Origin of the sequence: Aestuariivirga sp. (assembly GCF_047602625.1) — a bacterium.
Lineage (GTDB): Bacteria > Pseudomonadota > Alphaproteobacteria > Rhizobiales > Aestuariivirgaceae > Aestuariivirga.
Window position 1 is genome coordinate 1,397,475 of the sequence record NZ_JASGGV010000002.1, and the last position, 16,239, is coordinate 1,413,713.

At 64.4% G+C, this 16,239-nt stretch carries 14 protein-coding genes; 3 read left to right on the plus strand and 11 right to left on the minus strand.

All coding sequences use genetic code 11. The features are described 5' to 3' along the window. Position 1: 1 nt before the first annotated feature. Positions 2-1,408 carry a hypothetical protein gene (locus QM694_RS11825; RefSeq protein WP_415007128.1) on the minus strand — a complete coding sequence of 469 codons (1,407 nt, stop codon included), beginning with the start codon at positions 1,406-1,408 and terminating at the stop codon, positions 2-4. 86 nt (positions 1,409-1,494) lie between these two features. Here QM694_RS11825 and QM694_RS11830 point away from each other — a divergent pair, with 86 nt between their 5' ends. Further along, entirely contained in the window at positions 1,495-3,216 is a 1,722-nt protein-coding gene (locus QM694_RS11830; protein ID WP_415007129.1) for a glycosyltransferase family 2 protein, read from the plus strand. Then, positions 3,213-4,046 carry a hypothetical protein gene (locus QM694_RS11835; RefSeq protein ID WP_415007130.1) on the plus strand — a complete coding sequence of 278 codons (834 nt, stop codon included), beginning with the start codon at positions 3,213-3,215 and terminating at the stop codon, positions 4,044-4,046. The genes QM694_RS11830 and QM694_RS11835 overlap by 4 nt, the downstream gene beginning before the upstream one ends. Before the next feature lie 11 nt (positions 4,047-4,057). Here the strand turns inward: QM694_RS11835 and QM694_RS11840 are convergent, their stop codons facing one another. The 8 genes from QM694_RS11840 to pabB are packed head-to-tail and all read right to left on the minus strand — an operon-like array spanning position 4,058 to position 11,108. Further along, positions 4,058-5,386, minus strand: coding sequence for an NAD(P)/FAD-dependent oxidoreductase (locus QM694_RS11840; protein WP_415007131.1), 1,329 nt, complete (start codon positions 5,384-5,386; stop codon positions 4,058-4,060). Positions 5,387-5,396: 10 nt separating this feature from the next. Then, the gene (locus QM694_RS11845; protein ID WP_415007132.1) at positions 5,397-6,389 is read right to left on the minus strand and encodes a TraB/GumN family protein; all 993 of its coding nucleotides are present in this window, start codon (positions 6,387-6,389) and stop codon (positions 5,397-5,399) included. Continuing rightward, on the minus strand, positions 6,386-7,321 hold the full coding sequence (locus QM694_RS11850; protein ID WP_415007133.1) for a tyrosine recombinase XerC: 936 nt from the start codon (positions 7,319-7,321) through the stop codon (positions 6,386-6,388). Before QM694_RS11850 ends, QM694_RS11845 begins: the two co-directional genes overlap by 4 nt. A 43-nt stretch (positions 7,322-7,364) precedes the next feature. Continuing rightward, entirely contained in the window at positions 7,365-7,664 is a 300-nt protein-coding gene (locus QM694_RS11855; RefSeq protein WP_415007134.1) for an antibiotic biosynthesis monooxygenase family protein, read from the minus strand. Next, positions 7,661-8,311 carry a fructose-6-phosphate aldolase gene (gene fsa / locus QM694_RS11860; protein WP_415007135.1) on the minus strand — a complete coding sequence of 217 codons (651 nt, stop codon included), beginning with the start codon at positions 8,309-8,311 and terminating at the stop codon, positions 7,661-7,663. Before fsa ends, QM694_RS11855 begins: the two co-directional genes overlap by 4 nt. 57 nt (positions 8,312-8,368) lie before the next feature. After that, positions 8,369-9,214 carry an aminotransferase class IV gene (locus QM694_RS11865; RefSeq protein WP_415007136.1) on the minus strand — a complete coding sequence of 282 codons (846 nt, stop codon included), beginning with the start codon at positions 9,212-9,214 and terminating at the stop codon, positions 8,369-8,371. Continuing rightward, positions 9,211-9,771 (minus strand): anthranilate synthase component II, encoded by a 561-nt coding sequence (locus QM694_RS11870; protein ID WP_415007137.1) that lies wholly within the window; start codon positions 9,769-9,771, stop codon positions 9,211-9,213. The genes QM694_RS11865 and QM694_RS11870 overlap by 4 nt, the downstream gene beginning before the upstream one ends. After that, positions 9,768-11,108: an aminodeoxychorismate synthase component I gene (gene pabB / locus QM694_RS11875; RefSeq protein ID WP_415007138.1), complete on the minus strand. Its 1,341-nt coding sequence runs from the start codon at positions 11,106-11,108 to the stop codon at positions 9,768-9,770. The genes QM694_RS11870 and pabB overlap by 4 nt, the downstream gene beginning before the upstream one ends. A gap of 53 nt (positions 11,109-11,161) precedes the next feature. On the opposite strand from pabB, the gene QM694_RS11880 reads away from it, so the two are divergent. Further along, positions 11,162-13,333: a primosomal protein N' gene (locus QM694_RS11880; RefSeq protein WP_415007139.1), complete on the plus strand. Its 2,172-nt coding sequence runs from the start codon at positions 11,162-11,164 to the stop codon at positions 13,331-13,333. Between the two features lie 174 nt (positions 13,334-13,507). On the opposite strand, the gene QM694_RS11885 is transcribed toward QM694_RS11880, so the two are convergent. Next, complete coding sequence (locus QM694_RS11885) at positions 13,508-14,425, minus strand: aldose epimerase family protein (RefSeq protein ID WP_415007140.1); 918 nt, start codon at positions 14,423-14,425, stop codon at positions 13,508-13,510. Between the two features lies 1 nt (position 14,426). Continuing rightward, positions 14,427-16,229 (minus strand): IlvD/Edd family dehydratase, encoded by a 1,803-nt coding sequence (locus QM694_RS11890; RefSeq protein ID WP_415007141.1) that lies wholly within the window; start codon positions 16,227-16,229, stop codon positions 14,427-14,429. Positions 16,230-16,239: the final 10 nt, after the last annotated feature.

The window sequence follows — 16,239 nt, forward strand, 5'->3', positions numbered from 1 at the left end:
TTCAGCGGCGGAGCTTCTCGAGCAGACGCTCCGCCGCCTCCCTGACCGCATCGCTCGCGGCATCAAGCTGAAGAACACGCATGGCGTGGCCGCGCGCCGCGTCCCTTGCGCCGCCCGCCAGTGCAAGACGTGCGAAACTCAAGGCAAGGGGTGCTGTCTCCCCCTCAAGTCCCAGCGCGGCTACGAACGCTAGGGCGGCGCCCGGCAGGTCACCGCCAAGCAGCAGTTGGTCGCCCAAGGCGTGATTGAGTTTGGCGTCGCCGGGATTGGCGGCGGCGCAGGCTGCAAGCGTGTCTAGAGCGGCGGCCTGCTCGCCGCGCTTCCGTAGCAGATGCGCCAGCGTGAGCGCCAGGCCGGCCTGCTTGCCGTCCAGTGAAAGGCTTGCCCTGTACGATGCAATTGCGTCTTCGGCATCCCCGCAATGGATCAGGATATTGCCCAGGTGCGCATGAAGCGGCGCATGGGCGGGCGACGCCGCAACGGCCTTGCGCGCTTGTTCCAAAGCTTCGCCAAGATGCCCGCCGTTCAGCGCCTGCATGCTCAGGCTCAGGAACGCCTCCGGGCTGCCGCGCGCGAGCGCCGATGGCCCATCGCCGCCATCCGTCTTGCTCCACCACGCACGCCATGCGCATTCAAGGCTGGCAAATGCGCCCACGCCATCGCGCGCATGGGGATCAAGGCACAGGCGGTAAAGCTGCCTGATGTCGTCTGGCACCGTGGGGCGGGCGAGAAAAAATTCGGCCGTCTCATGCGAATGCGATTCTTCCGGCCGGATGGACGGCACGGCTTCCCCGGTTTTCAGGCCGGATATGCGGAGCGCCTCGCTGACGCGGCCAAGCTCCCGCTGCGGATCGGCCAGGAGATCCTCATAATGCACCAGCACGCGCGGCAATCCCGCACTTTCGCGCAACGCCTCCAGCATATAGCTCTGCCAAAGCCGGAGGCCATGCATCTTGCTGAATCCATTCCGGCTCACCAGCGAGCGCGCCACGTCATAGGGATTGCGGCACATGATCACCACGGCGGGAGAAAGGCCTTGCGCCTCCGCTGCAGCGCGCCACACGGATCCGGTGCGCGACAGCCGCGGATCCTTGATGGCAAATGACTCCGCCGCCGCATCGCGCATGAAGTCGCCGGCCTTGCCGCCGCAGGCGCGGGCCGCTTCGGACGCGCTCCACCCCTCGGGCAAGGGCTTGGGATCGAACCAGCTCCGCCCAACGGACTCCAGCAAGTCTTCATTCAGCCGCGTGACGGCAATGGGTTCCCAATGGCCGTGGTCGTTGCCCCGGCCAGCCCCCCTGAGTTCGCCGGGGAGCGCGAGCCCCGCGAGATTGAGCGCCCGCGCCATGGCTGACGTTCCGGAGCGGTGGCACCCCGCCACAAATACCGCATGTGTCTCGCCAGCCATCATGGCAGCCTAGCAAAGACATGAACGGCGGGCCACTGCAGCAAAAACCATGTGACAGCCCGCTGCCACCGCCCTATCAAAAGCCGATGGCGACGCCTCCCAAACCACTGCCCGCCCAGCCCCAGGGAAGCTACGGCGACTGGGTGCGGCGTTTCGATACGCCATCCCCTGAAGAACTGGAGGCGTTGCGCGCCGAAGCGGCAGCAATGCCTCACGCGCCGCTCATCAGCGTGGTGATGCTTGGCACACCCGCCGGCATGGGACGCGCCAGCGACCGTGCCCGCACCACCTCTTCGCTGCTGGGCCAGACTTATGCGAATTGGGAATTGCTGATCCCGCTTGGCGGCTCCGAAGATGCGGCGGGGCCGGACCCTCGCGTGCGCATCCTCGCGTGCGGCAGTTTCAATGCGGCGCTTGGCGAGGCCAGGGGGAAGTTTCTGTCATTCGTGGGCGCGGGAGATATGTTGCCGCCCCACGCCCTGCAAACGCTGCTGGCGCATGTCCCCAGCCATCCCGCGCTCGTCTATTCCGACGAGGATGAAATTTCGGATGACGGCATCCGCCAAAAGCCGCATTTCAAGATGGGCTGGAATCCCGATTTTTTTCTGGGGCAGGATTATGCCTGCCGCCTCGCATTGCTCAGCGCGGAACTGGCAATCGGCCTGGGGCGCGGATTGCCCAGCCGCCGTGCCGTCTATGATCTCATCCTCCAGATAGTGGGAAACCATCCGGGCCTGAAAATCGCCCACGTGCCGCATGTCCTTTATCACCAGCAGGCCACAAGCGCATTGAGCGAGGTTGAAGCGGCACAGCTTCAGCGCAGCGCCGAAGAGCATGTAGGGGCATTGCCGCGCCAACCCGGATTCCCCGCGCCTGCCGTGCGCCGCATCGCGCCGGGCCTTCACCGGGTGATCTGGCCCCTGCCGGTGAAACCGCCGCGCATTTCGGTGGTTATCCCGACGCGTGACCGGGCCGATCTTCTGGAACAGTGCGTCAACGGCCTGCGCCTCCGCACCAGTTGGCCTGACCTCGAAATCCTCATCGCCGACAACGGCTCGGCGGAAGAGGCGACGCATGCGGTGTTGAGAGAGCTTTCCCTCGACCAGCGCGTGCGGGTCATTCCCTGCCCCGGCGCGTTCAACTATGCGGCGATCAACAACGAGGCGGTCCGTCATGCCACCGGCAGCCTTCTGCTGCTGATGAACAACGATGTGATGGTGACGGAACCTGGATGGCTGCGCGAAATGGCGGGCCACGCCATGCGCGATGGCATCGGCGCAGTGGGGTCGATGCTCTGGTATGGCGACAACACAGTGCAACATGCGGGCGTGGTGCTGGGCGTGGGCGGCGGCCCCTCGCATCTGTTCAAGGGCCAGCCCGCCAATGCGCCCGGCTACGCAAACCGCATGAGGCTGGCGCAGGATGTCTCCATTGTCACGGCGGCCTGCATGCTGGTTCCGCGCGGCGTGTGGCAGGAAACCGGCGGCCTCGATGAAGGCTTTGCCGTTGCCTACAACGATGTGGATTTCTGCCTGCGCATCCGCAAGGCCGGCTACCGGGTGATCTGGACCCCGCATGCGCGGCTTTATCATCTCGAGTCGGCAAGCCGGGGATATGAAGACACGCCGGAAAAGCAGGCGCGCTTCAACCGCGAAAAGGCCATGCTCGCCGCGCGATGGACTGATGCCCTTGATATTGATCCCTACTACAATCCCAACCTCACGGCCGAAGCGCTGGACTGCCGCCTGGCCTTCCCGCCGCGCCGGGCAGCGCTTTGGAAAACAGCGGTCTCCGGATCTTTCGCATGACAAAAGCCACGCCCGCCGCAGCCCGGATCATCGTCGTTGGCGCCGGAAAGTCCGGAACCTCGGCGCTCTACTATTCTCTCAAATCCGCTGCCGAACGGCATTACGGCAAGAGCCTGCGTGGTTTGTTCGAACCCAAGACACCCGAACAGATAGCCGATTTTTCCCAGGCTTCCGGCGTCACAAAGGTTCTGCTTGAGCGGCTGGTGAAAATGCCTGACTGGCATGCGCTGGTAAGAGGCTTTTCCGCCCGCGTGGCGATCGTACGCGACCCGCGCGACAGCATCATCAGCAGGCTTATGTGGATCGCGGCGACGCGTCTGAATCGGGTAGGTTCCGATCATCAGCGCAAAGTCAGAAACGCGCTGCTCCGGAAAGAAAACACGCCATCGTCGCTGAGCGTGATGGAACTGTGTAAAGTCGTGGGAACCCTGCATGAATACCCCGACAGGTTTCTCTCGCTGACGCGCGAGCTGGCATATCTTCCCGCAGTTCTGGTGAAGGATGACTCGCCATTGTTCAATATCCACTATGAGGATTTCATCGCTCATAATGTTGCTGCGCTGGAGCAATATCTGGGATTTCCCTTGCCTGAGCGATTCGAACTTCCGGTCAACGCTCAGCTCATCCGCCGCACAGCGTCCTCCGGAAACTGGAAGAATTGGTTCTTGCCGGAAGACTTCCGCTACTTTGTTGACCCGATGATTTCCGAACTCTCGGCACTGGGCTATACTGACGAACGTTCCTCAATAGGCAGGCAGATTATCTCGCCGGATGAAATTTCAGCCTATCTTGAGCGTGCTGACGAAAAATTTGGCCCGGCAACAGCCTGATTTCCCGTAGCCTAGAATCCCGCGATGATCTTCGGGTTGCTGCCGTCGAAATAGCGGGAATGGCGGAAGGCGGAGGGGTCGACGCAGGGCGTTTCGCCGGTCACCAGCTCGGCCATCAGCTTGCCAACGCCGGGGCCAAGGCCGAAGCCGTGGCCCGAAAGGCCGGTGGCGATGAAGAAGCCGGGCAGCTTTTCAACCGGCGAAATCACCGGCACGGCATCGGGCGTCACGTCGATGAGTCCCGCCCAGCGTTCGGCGATCTTCATGGGCTGGAAGGCCGGGAAATGCGCCTTGAGGCTCGTCTCCGCCTGATCGAGAATGGCGCGTTCGGGCTCGGGGTCCATGATCCGCACCTGCTCGAAGGGCGAAACCTCATCGAGATTCCAGCGCCTGGCCAGCCGCGCTTCATCGATGAAACGCTTGCCCAGCCTGAGCCGCAGGCCGCCGAGCTGGGTTTTCAGAGCGGGAAGGAAATGCCCGAACAGCCGGAAGGAATCGGGCGTGATATCCGCCGTCGAAAGATGGCTGTGGGCCACCGTGAAGCCGCCATCGGCGCGCTTGCGGATGGCGAATTTTGCGGCTGAGGCCGTATGCGTGAGGCCGGTGTCGATCGGCTCCGTCCGCATTGCCGAATTGATGATGCCAAGCTGCGGCAGCTCGATGCCGAGATTGCCGCAGAAGCGCCTTGACCACACGCCGCCCGCCAGCACCACCGTATCGCAGGCGATGACGCCCTTTTCAGTGACGACCGATGAAATGCGCCCGGCCTTCGTCTCAAGGCCGCGCACCGCGCAGCGCGTGAAGAGTTTTGCGCCCTTGCGGCGCGCCGCTTCCGCCATGGCGGGAACGGCGATGAAGGGTTCGGCGCGGCCGTCATTGGCGGTATAGAGCCCGCCCTTCCACGCCACCGCACTTCCCGGCATCAGCGACGCCGCTTCGGCTGCGGAAACCAGCCTGCTGCTCAGGCCGAAGGGCTTGGCATATTCGCCATACCAGGCCTCGCGCCGCGCCAGCGCGGCATCGCTGTCGCAGAGATAGACGATGCCGCATTCGGTGAAGCCGGTATCGCCATTGATGCGGCGGTTCATGCCGCGCCACAAATCAAGCGCCTGGAGGATCAGCGGGATTTCGCGCGGGTCCCGCCCCATCTGGCGGCACCAGCCCCAGTTGCGGCTGGATTGCTCGGCGGCGATCTCGCCCTTCTCCAGCAGCACCACGTCAACGCCGCGCTCGGCCAGTTCAAGGGTTGTCGCAACGCCTGCAATGCCGCCGCCGATGACGCAGACGGCGGCCTCTTTGGGAAGGGTGATGTCGGAAGAAACGGAAGTGATGACAGGCACGGAAAGACGCTCAGTTGAGGGGCGTCACCTTATAGCCTGCCTGCCTGAGCAGCGCCACCAGCCCTTCCTTGCCCGGCAGGTGCAATGCACCCACCGCGATGAAGGCATTGCCCTTGTCGATGAGCGGCCCGGCTCTCTCGGCCATGCGGTGGTTGCGCTTGCGGATCAGCTCTTCGTCCACATAGGCCATGATCTTGCGGTCATCCTCAGTCATCGCCTGCGCGTGTTCGGCAAAGGGCATATAGAGGGTGATGCGCCGCTGCATGTAAAGGCTGATCATCGTTTCCAGATAGTCGCTGGCCTTGGCGCCGAGCTTGGCCGTGGCGATCAGATATTTGACCTGGTCCTCCTTCGCCATGCTGGCCAGCACGGTGAGCTGCTCCGTTACTGTTTCAAGGCCCACCACCTGAATATGATTGGCGGCGGCCGCCGCGCCGATTTTCTCGTCCAACACCAGAAGGCCATCGGCCTTGCGCTGCGTCTCGCAGAGCGGCACGGCCAGCATGGCGGCCACCACCCAGGGCTGATAGCCGTAGAGCGACCCGCCCGCATGGGGCGGCAGGTTTGGATTGTCGCGGATCAGGGCTTCGTCCTGATCGGGGATCATGTCCCACAGCGATTGCCCCGGCGGCTGCACCATGAGGATGGCGTTGCCGAAAATCGCCGCCGCCATCTTCTGCTTGTCCACGAGTTCGGCGAGTTCCAGCGCCACCACCGATGCGCTGGCGAGTTTCTCTTCCGCGCCCGGCGGCATGTCCGTCACGCGCGGGTCCGTCACATGGGCACTGCCGAGGAGATAGCTGGGCTCGATGCCTTGCTTTTCGATCTTCCAGAAGATCGCCTCGCCATTGGGGATCGCCCGCGCTTCGGCCTCGGCATCCGCATAGGTCTTGGGGTCTTCCGCCTGCATCTTGGCGGCGAGATCGTTGCCATGGCACAGCGTCGGTTCGGCAAGTGCCGGATGCGCGAGGCAGAGGCACAGAAGCAGCAGGACATATCTCATGCGCGGGGGTGAGCCTTCCGGTATTGCTCCAGCAGATGACTGCGGTTCACATCGGTATAGATCTGCGTGGTGGAGAGGCTCGCATGGCCCAGGAGTTCCTGGATCACCCGCAAATCCGCGCCATTGCCGAGGAGATGCGTGGCGAAGGAATGGCGGAGCGCATGCGGCGTCGCCGTATCGGGAAGGCCCAGCGCGCCGCGCAGCCGCTCGACCAGAAGCTGCACGATGCGCGGCGACAGCGCCCCACCCTTCACGCCGCGGAACATCGGCTCATGGGGTTTGAGCGCAAACGGGCATAGACGTTCATAAGCGTTGATCGCCGCGCGCGCGGCGGGCAGCACCGGCACCATGCGCGTCTTGTTGCCCTTGCCGAGAATGACCAAGGGATCGGTGGCCGCCTCGCGTGGCGTGAGCGATACGGCTTCCGAAATACGGAGTCCGCAGGCATAGAGAAGCGTCAGCACCGCCTGGTCGCGCGCCAGCACCCATTGCGGCGTTTCCTCCGTATACAGAGCATCGGCTTCCGTGACGGCCTTCGCGGCTTCGGGCGACAGGGGCTTCGGTACCGCATGCGGCAGCTTGGGCGAGCGGATGGCGGAAAGCGCCGCATTGCGGAACAGCCCCTGCCGTTCGGCGAAACGGAAGAAGGAGCGAAGCGTTGAAAGCTGGCGCGCGATGGTGCGGCTTTCGGCGCCCTCGGCCCGCCGCGCCGCCAGGAAGCCGCGGAAATCGGAGGCGACCAGCGTTTCGAGATCGCTGAGCGTAGCGGATCCCCCCAGATGCCGCTGCAGGAAAGAGGCGAATTGCCCCATGTCGCGCCCATAGGCCTCAAGCGTGTGGAGGGACATGCGGCGCTCGGATTTGAGCCCCGCCAGCCAGCGCTGGGCGGCGGCGGCGGCATCATCAGCCAGGCATGTCGCGAAATCGGCCATGCGCTCAAGGCTAGGGCCGAATGGTTTATGGATGGTGAGCGGCTTAAGCCTTCGCCACCGGCTCGCCGTAATGCTCGACCAGCGGGAAGGGATCGTAGAAGTGATGCAGCAGCGCCTTCCAGCGGGGATAGCGGTCTGACCCTCGAAAGCCCGCCGTATGGGCCTCCAGAGTCTCCCACCGCACCAGCAGGAGATAGCGGTTTTCGGTCTCCATGCAGGGCCTGACCTCAAGCCCCATGAAGCCTGGCGTGGCCGAAATCAGCGGCAGGGCCTGGCGCATGGCCTCCTCGAAGGCCTGCGCCTGCCCCGCCCGGATCGACAGGATCGCCTGCTCGACGATCAAATCGTCTGGCCCGTCTTCTTCCAGTCGGCCATGAACTGCTCGATGCCCTTGTCGGTGAGCGGATGCTTGGCCAGCGCCTTGATGACGGCGGGCGGGCAGGTCGCCACATCGGCGCCGATCAGCGCCACCTGCTTCACATGCAGGGGCGTGCGGATCGAGGCGGCGAGGATTTCCGTCTCATAGGCGTAGTTGTCATAGATCTGGCGGATCTCGGCGATGAGCTCCGTGCCATCCTGATGAATGTCGTCGAGGCGGCCGATGAAGGGCGAGATGAAGGTGGCGCCTGCCTTGGCGGCGAGCAGCGCCTGGTTGGCGCTGAAGCACAGTGTGACGTTGACCATGGCGCCTTCGCCGGTGAGCGTCTTGCAGGCCTTGAGGCCATCGAGCGTCAGCGGCACCTTCACCGTCACATTGGAGGCGATCTTGCGCAGGTCGCGGCCCTCGCGGATCATGCCGTCGGCGTCAAGCGACACCACTTCGGCGCTGATGGGGCCGGGGCAGATGGCGCAGATTTCGGCGATCACTTCCTTGAAATTCCGCCCCGACTTGGCGATCAGCGACGGGTTGGTGGTGACGCCATCGATGAGCCCCATGTCCTGGAGCTCGCGGATGTCCTTCACTTCGGCGGTGTCGACAAAGAATTTCATGGGGGCTGCCTCTCTCAAGGGTTCGGGGATGGCGCGGACCCTAGGCCGGGAGGGGTCTCAAATCAACCGGGGATCAACCCCGCATTGCAGCCGTGCCGCTTCGCACAGGGCTTCGGTGAGGGGCGCAAGGTCTGCGGTTTCAAGCGCCTGCTGGTCCAGCGCCGTGACGGGGCGGATGAAGCGCAGCGAATTGGTGAGAAACGCGGCATCGGCTTTGAGAAGCTCCTGCGGCTTCACCGCGCGTTCCTCCGGCTTGAAGCCGGCCCGTGCTGCGGCGGCCAGCAGCGCCTGCCGCGTGACGCCGGTGAGGATCGCCTGATCGCGCCCCGGCGTGATGAGCTTGCGCCCTTTGACAAGAAACACATTGGCGATGGTGCTGGAGGCCACGCGGCCCTCGCTGTTCAGCATCAGCGCATCTTCAGCGCCCCGTGCATGGGCTTCGCGCGCCGCCCAGATATTGTCGATGTAGGAGAGCGTCTTCATGCGCGCCGCAATCGACTGCACACCGCGTGTGACGGAGGCAGTGATGAGCGACACCGGCTTGAACATCAGCGCCTTGTCGAACGGTTCCGCCGTGATGAGCAATGACGACGTGCCGCCAGTGCCCGCGAGGCCCCGCACGCCCGAGCCGCGCGTCAGCGTCACGCGCAACACGTGAGGCTGATCGTCCAGCCGCTCCACCACCTCGGCCACGCCGCGGTCCGTCAGGTCGCGGTCGAAGCCAATGCCGAGTTCCCGCGCCGAACCTTCCATGCGGGCGAAATGCATGTTCGCCCATAGGGCCACGCGGTTCAGAACCAGCAGCGTCTCGAACAGCCCGTCGCCCAGCAGCAGGCCCCTGTCGCGCGGATCGAGCGCCAGCGGGCCATCGGCAAAGGCGCCGTTGAACCACGCGGCACTCATGCCGTGACCTTCAGGAAATTCCGCAGCATGTCATATCCGTGCTCGGTCAGAATCGATTCGGGATGAAACTGGACACCGAATGTGGCGTGATGGCGGTGCTTCAGCCCCATGATCTCGCCGTCCTCGCTGCGCGCCGTCACCTCAAGCGGCGTTGCGGCGCCTTCGAGATCGACGATCAGCGAGTGATAGCGCCCGGCGGAAAAGCGGTTGGGCAGGCCCTCGAACACGCCTGATCCATCATGCAGGATGTCGGAGCTTTCGCCATGCATGGGCCGCCGTGCCCGCGTCACGGCGCCGCCAAAAACCTCACCGATCACCTGGTGCCCGAGGCAGATGCCGAGGATGGGCAGCCTGCCCGAAAACTCCCGGACGATGCCGATCGATTGCCCCGCCTCATGCGGCGTGCAGGGGCCGGGCGAAATGACGATGGCCTTGGCATCAAGATCGGAAGCCGTCACCGCATCGTTGCGCACCACCCGCACGCGCTCGCCCAGCTCCACGAAATAGCGCGCGATATTGTGCACGAAGCTGTCGTAATTATCGACGATGAGGATCATGGCGCGAAAGCCTGCATGATGCGCTTCACCTTGGTGAGGCTTTCCTCATATTCGGCGGCCGGCTGCGAGCGCGCCGTGATGCCGCCGCCGCCCTGCACCCGCGCCACGCCGCCCGAAAACTGCGCCGTGCGGATGGCGATGTTGAGGTCAACCGCGCCATTGAAGCCGAGATAGCCGATCGACCCGCAATAGACGCCGCGCGGCGCCTGCTCGATGCCGCCGATGATTTCCATGGCGCGGAATTTGGGAGCCCCGGTAATCGAGCCGCCGGGAAAGGCGGCGGCGACCAGGCCGCCAATCGTCTGTTCACGGAGCAATTCGCCAGTCACCACCGAGACGAGGTGATGCACATTGGCATAGGATTCAAGCCCGCACAGCACCGGCACGCGCACGCTGCCCGGCTGGCACACGCGCGAGAGATCGTTGCGCAGCAAATCGACGATCATCACATTCTCGGCGCGGTCCTTGCGGCTGGTGGCCAGTTCCATGATGAGGGCGGAATCGCGCGCCGCATCGGCATCGCGCGGCCGTGTGCCCTTGATCGGCCGCGCCTCGATTTTCCCGTTCATGCAATTGAGCAGCCGCTCCGGCGAACTCGACGCCACCTGAACGTCGCCATAATCGAGAAAACACGAGAAGGTGGCGGGATTGGTCTGCCGCAGCACTTTATAGAATGCAAAAGCATCGAAGCCTTGCGGGATGGCGGCGGAAAACATCTGCGTGATGTTGGCCTGAAAAATATCCCCGGCCAGAATATACTCAACCGTTCGCGCAATCGCCGCCTCGTAAGCCGCGCGCGTGAAGTTGGAAGACCAGCCTTCGATGACGGCGCTTCCCAAAGGCGCGGGCTTCGCCTTCAGCAGCCGCTCCAGCTCGTCCGCATCCTGTTCATGCCGCGCGATGATCCAGGCGCGCTCCTGCATGTGGTCGAAGGCGATCACCGTGTCATAGCGGTGCAGCACCATATCAGGCACAATGGGCCTGAAGCCGGGAAGCCGCAGCGACGGCTCCAGCGCCTGCCCGAATTCATAGGAGATGAAGCCCGCGAAGCCGCCCTGAAACGGCGGCAGATGCGCGAGGTGCGCTTGCGCATTGTCAGCCATGAGCCGGTCGAGCAGCGCCAGCGGCGCTTCGTCCCGCGCCACGTCATCGAGAAACGCGCGGCCCTTCTCGACGCGCAAGCTCTGCACGGGATTGCAGGCGAGGAAGGAATAGCGCGCCAGATGCTCCTGCCGCGCCACCGATTCGAGCAGCGTCAGGTGTTTCTGCCCGCGCAGCCGCTGCGCCAGCGCGGCGGGTTCCCAGCAGATGATTTCGCGCGCATGCGGGGCCGTCATGGCTGCCGATATAGGGCTGGAAGCCGGTTCCCTCCACGTCTATTTCAGACGCGATGACCGCCGATTCCGCCCCCATTGCCGATGTGCTGCTGCCGCTGGCGCTGGACGGCCCCTATTCCTACCGCATCCCGCCGGGGCTGCCGCTTGTGCCGGGAAGCTATGTGGCCGTGCCGCTCGGCCCCCGGCAGATGATTGGCGTCGTCTGGGCGCTGAGGCAGGAGGCGCCCGAAGGCACGAGGCTCCGTGATGTGCTGGGCGTCTTCGACATGGCGCCGATGCCCGAGACGCACCGCAAATTCGTGAGCTGGCTGGCCGCCTATTATCTCGAACCCATGGGCAATGTGCTGCGCATGGTGCTGCGCGTGCCTTCAGCCTTTGCCGAACCCCGCGGGCAGACCGCCTATCGCACCACGGGCGCAACGCCCAAACGTATGACGCCGCAGCGCGCCCGCGTGCTGGAGGAAGCGCGCGAGGGCTTTGCCATGCGCGCCTCGGAACTGGCCGATGCGGCAGGCGTCGGCACCTCGGTCATCAAGAGCCTCGTGAAGGACGGCGCGCTGGAAGCCGTGGCGCTGCCCGCCCTGCGCGCCTTCGTGGCCCCCGATCTCAATGCGGGGGGATTGAGGCTCTCGCGCGAGCAGCAGAAGGCGGCGCAGGAGCTTCGCGCTGTTGTGGCGGCGCGCGCCCACAAGGTGATGCTGCTCGATGGCGTGACGGGATCGGGCAAAACGGAAGTCTATTTCGAGGCCATGGCGGCGGCGCTGGCGTCCGGTGCACAGGTGCTGCTGCTGCTGCCGGAAATCGCGCTCACCCAAAGTTTTCTCTCCCGCGTCGAAGCGCGCTTCGGATGCGATCCCGCGCAATGGCATTCCGATCTCCGTCCCCGTGAACGCGAGCGCGTGTGGAGGGGCATCGCCACTGGCGAGGCGAAGATCGTCGTCGGCGCGCGCTCGGCCTTGTTCCTGCCATGGAAGAAGCTCGGCCTCATCGTCGTCGATGAGGAACATGAAAGCGCCTACAAGCAGGATGAGGGCGTTCCCTATCACGCCCGCGACATGGCCGTGCTCTATGGATCGATCGGCAAGTTTCCGGTGGTGCTCTCCTCCGCCACACCCTCGCTCGAGTCGCTCGTCAATGTTGATCGCGGCCGCTACGGCATCGTCAGGCTCACGGATCGCCATGGCCGCCCGGAACTGCCCGAGGTCGGGCTTCTCGACATGAAGCTGCAGAAGCTGGAACCGGGCGCCTGGCTGTCGCCGCCGCTGGTCGAGGCCGTCACCCGCACGCTTCAATCAGGCGATCAGGCGCTGCTGTTCCTGAACCGAAGGGGCTATGCGCCCCTGACGCTGTGCCGCGCCTGCGGTCACCGCATGAATTGCCCGAACTGCGCGGCGGCGCTGGTGGAGCACCGCTTCCGCCGCCAGCTGATGTGCCATCACTGTGGCCATGTGGAACCGATCCCCCATGCCTGCCCCTCCTGTGGTGCCGAAAACAAATTGACGCCGGTTGGCCCCGGCATCGAGCGTCTGTCGGAGGAAGCGGCGCGGCTGTTTCCCGATGTCAGGATCGGCGTGCTCTCCAGCGACCTTTCGCGCGGCACGCTGCTCCGCGATGCGCTGCGCGAGGTGGAGGATGGCGAAACGCGCCTCGTCATCGGCACGCAGCTGGTGGCCAAGGGCCATCATTTTCCCCATCTCACCTTCGTGGGCGTCGTCGATGCCGACCTCGCGCTGGAATCAAGCGATCCGCGCGGGGCCGAGCGCACCTGGGCGCTGCTGGCGCAGGTGGCGGGCCGTGCGGGGCGGGGCGAGAAACCGGGCCGCGCGCTGATCCAGACCTATGTGCCCGATCATCCGCTGATGCGGGCGCTGAAGAATGGCGACCGCGACGGCTATCTGGCGCAGGAACGCGCCATTCGCGAGTCGGCGGGCCTCCCGCCCTATGGCCGCCTCGCTGCCGTGATTCTGTCCGGCACTGATGCGGCGGAGACCGAACGCGTCACGCGCGATGTGGCGCGGCTGGTGCCGTTGGGCGATGGCGTCACTGTGCTCGGCCCCGCCCCCGCCCCCATCGCCATCGTGCGCGGCCGCCACCGCTGGCGCTTCCTCGTCAAGGCCGGCCGTGACGTGAACATCCAGGCCTTCCTGCAGCAATGGCTGAAGGACGTAAAACCCAAAGGCGCGCTATCGCTGCAGGTGGACGTCGATCCGTATAATTTTTTGTGATCACCCTTCTCCCAAATTCATTTGGGAGAAGGTGCCCGAAGGGCGGATGAGGGCCGGCTTGCGAAGCAAGACGGAACTTTCGGCACCGATGCCTCGCTTCGCGAGCCATCGGCCCTCATCCGGCCGCGCGGGGCGCGTCCACCTTCTCCCCGCGTCCCGCGGGGAGAAGACAAATTAAAACCGCCATTCGATGCGGTGGCGATACGTTTCGCCGGGGCGCAGCACACCGCTTGGGAAATTCGCATGGTTTGGCGCGTCGGGAAAGTTCTGCGCTTCGAGCGCAATGGCGCCATATTGCGCAAGGGGGCCATATTTGCCGGGGATCGACGGGCCCCAGTGTTCGGCGGTATAGAATTGCAGGCAGCCTTCGGTGCAGAAAATTTCCATCGCCCGGCCTGACTCAGGATCGCTGAGGCGGATGGCGCGCTTCAAATCGCCGCGCGCGCCGTTGAGGATGAAGGCATGGTCATAGACCTCGCCCACCACGCGTTCCTTGCGGAAATCGAAGCGCGTGCCGTCCACCAGCTTCACCTCGCCGGTCGGGAGCTTCAGTGAATCAAGCGGCAGATAGGAGTGCGCGTCGATCACCGCCGCCTGCGCCAGCCCGCTGCCCTTGCCTGCCATGTTCCAGTAGGCGTGGTTCGTAAGGTTGATGATCGTGGGCTTGTCCGTCCTCGCTTCGAAATCGGCGGAGAGCACATTGTCTTCGATCGCATAGGTCGCCGTCACGTCCAGCTTGCCGGGATAGCCCTGGTCGCCATCGGCCGAGGTCAGCGAAAAACGCACGCTGTCGCCGGTGGCCTTCGCCTCCCAGGTGCGGATGGCGAAATTGTCTGGCCCGCCGTGCAGCTGGTGGCGGCCTTCCATGTTGGGGGCGACTTCTACGATCCTGCCGTCCAGTGGAAAGCGCGCATTGGTGATGCGCCCGGCGATGCGGCCACAGGTGGTGCCGGCATAGATTTCGCCCACCGCCACATCGGCGATGCCATCGCCGCCCGCCACCACATCCACGCCATCGGTGAACAGCGACACGAGCCTCGCGCCGAACGGATTGAACACCGCGCGCAGCGACTTCGACCTGATCTCGATCATCTCAGTGATTGTCCCGCGGGATGCCCTTGGTCTTGGCAATGCGCTGGAACTTGACGGCGCCCTTCAGCACCATGCCGTTCGAAAGCTGGTCGACATTGGCGCGGAAGATTTCCTGCCACGGCGTCTGGCTCTCCGGTACCTTGTAGCCGCCGGCCTTGGCCAGCGCATCACGCCGCGCCTGAAGCTCGGCCTCCGGCACCAGCATGTCGCAGGTGCCCTTGTTGAGGTCGATGCGCACCTTGTCGCCGTTTTTCAGAATGGCAAGGCCGCCGCCCGCCGCCGCTTCCGGCGAGGCATTGAGGATCGACGGCGAACCGGATGTGCCGGACTGCCGCCCGTCGCCCACGCAGGGGAGCGAGCGGATGTTCTTTTCCAGAAGATAGTTGGGCGCCCGCATGTTCACCACTTCAGCGGCACCGGGATAACCGAGCGGCCCGACGCCGCGGATGAACAGGATGGTATTCTCGTCTATGCCGAGCTTCGGATCGTCGATATGGGCGTGATAATCCTCCGGCCCGTCGAACACGATGGCCTTCGCCACGAAGGCATTGGGATCTTTTGGATTCGAGAGATAGCGCTGGCGGAATTCCTCGGAGATCACGCTGGTCTTCATGATGGCGGAATCGAAGAGATTGCCGCTCAGCATCTTGAAGCCCGCATGTTCCTTCAGCGGCTGGCCATATTCCTTGATGACGCTCCTGTCCCAGGAGAACTTGTCCTTGCAGTTCTCGCCGATAGTCTTGCCATTGGCGGTCATGCAGTCTTCGTGAATCTTTCCCGCCTTGATGAGTTCGGCGATGACTGCGGGAACGCCGCCGGCGCGGTGATAATCCTCGCCCAGATATTCGCCCGCCGGCTGCAAATTGACGATCAGCGGCAGATTGTAGCCCACCTTCTCCCAGTCGATGACATTGAGCTCGACTCCCATGTGCCGCGCCACGGCGTTCAAATGGTTCGGCGCATTGGTGGAACCGCCGATGGCGGTATTGACGGCGATGGCGTTCTCGAACGCCTTGCGCGTCATGATCTTCGACGGCGTCAGGTCCTCATGCACCATGCCGACGATGCGCTTGCCGGTTTCAAACGCCATCTGCCCGCGCTCGCGGTAGGGCGCGGGGATCGCCGCATTGCCGGGCAGCGACATGCCCAGGGCCTCGGTGAGCGAGTTCATCGTCGTCGCCGTGCCCATGGTGTTGCAGAAGCCCGTGGACGGTGCGGAGGTGGCGACGAGATCGACGAAGCCTTCATAGTCGAGTTCGCCGGTGGCGAGCTTCTCGCGCGCCATCCACACGATGGTGCCGGAGCCGGTGCGCTGGCCCTTGTACCAGCCGTTCAGCATTGGGCCCGAGGACAGACAGATGGCCGGAATGTCAACCGTCGCCGCCGCCATCAGGCAGGCGGGGGTGGTCTTGTCGCAGCCGACCGTCAGCACCACGCCGTCGATGGGATAGCCATAAAGCACTTCGACGATCGACAGGTAGGACAGGTTGCGGTCGAGCGAGGCGGTGGGGCGCTTGCCGGTTTCCTGAATGGGATGCACCGGAAATTCCAGCGGAATGCCGCCTGCCTGATAGATGCCGTCGCGCACCCGCTTCACGAGGTCCACATGGGCGCGGTTGCAGGGCGAGAGATCGGAGCCCGTCTGCGCGATGCCGATGATCGGCTTGCCGCCCTGCAGCTCGTTCTTGGTGAGGCCGAAGTTCAGATAGCGCTCGAGATAAAGCGCCGTCATGTCGGCATTGGCGGGATTGTCGAACCAGTTCTGCGAGCGGAACTTGAGGGGTTTCTTCGGGTTGCCGGTCATGGGGTGCCTC

What these genes read in the sequence shown, in the direction of transcription:
- QM694_RS11825 (WP_415007128.1), bottom strand. Translation starts at nt 1,408, where the DNA reads ATGGCTGGCGAGACACATGCGGTATTTGTGGCGGGGTGCCACCGCTCC.
- QM694_RS11830 (WP_415007129.1), top strand. Translation starts at nt 1,495, where the DNA reads ATGGCGACGCCTCCCAAACCACTGCCCGCCCAGCCCCAGGGAAGCTAC.
- QM694_RS11835 (WP_415007130.1), top strand. Translation starts at nt 3,213, where the DNA reads ATGACAAAAGCCACGCCCGCCGCAGCCCGGATCATCGTCGTTGGCGCC.
- QM694_RS11845 (WP_415007132.1), bottom strand. Translation starts at nt 6,389, where the DNA reads ATGAGATATGTCCTGCTGCTTCTGTGCCTCTGCCTCGCGCATCCGGCA.
- QM694_RS11850 (WP_415007133.1), bottom strand. Translation starts at nt 7,321, where the DNA reads ATGGCCGATTTCGCGACATGCCTGGCTGATGATGCCGCCGCCGCCGCC.
- fsa (WP_415007135.1), bottom strand. Translation starts at nt 8,311, where the DNA reads ATGAAATTCTTTGTCGACACCGCCGAAGTGAAGGACATCCGCGAGCTC.
- QM694_RS11865 (WP_415007136.1), bottom strand. Translation starts at nt 9,214, where the DNA reads ATGAGTGCCGCGTGGTTCAACGGCGCCTTTGCCGATGGCCCGCTGGCG.
- QM694_RS11870 (WP_415007137.1), bottom strand. Translation starts at nt 9,771, where the DNA reads ATGATCCTCATCGTCGATAATTACGACAGCTTCGTGCACAATATCGCG.
- pabB (WP_415007138.1), bottom strand. Translation starts at nt 11,108, where the DNA reads ATGACGGCCCCGCATGCGCGCGAAATCATCTGCTGGGAACCCGCCGCG.
- QM694_RS11880 (WP_415007139.1), top strand. Translation starts at nt 11,162, where the DNA reads ATGACCGCCGATTCCGCCCCCATTGCCGATGTGCTGCTGCCGCTGGCG.
- QM694_RS11885 (WP_415007140.1), bottom strand. Translation starts at nt 14,425, where the DNA reads ATGATCGAGATCAGGTCGAAGTCGCTGCGCGCGGTGTTCAATCCGTTC.
- QM694_RS11890 (WP_415007141.1), bottom strand. Translation starts at nt 16,229, where the DNA reads ATGACCGGCAACCCGAAGAAACCCCTCAAGTTCCGCTCGCAGAACTGG.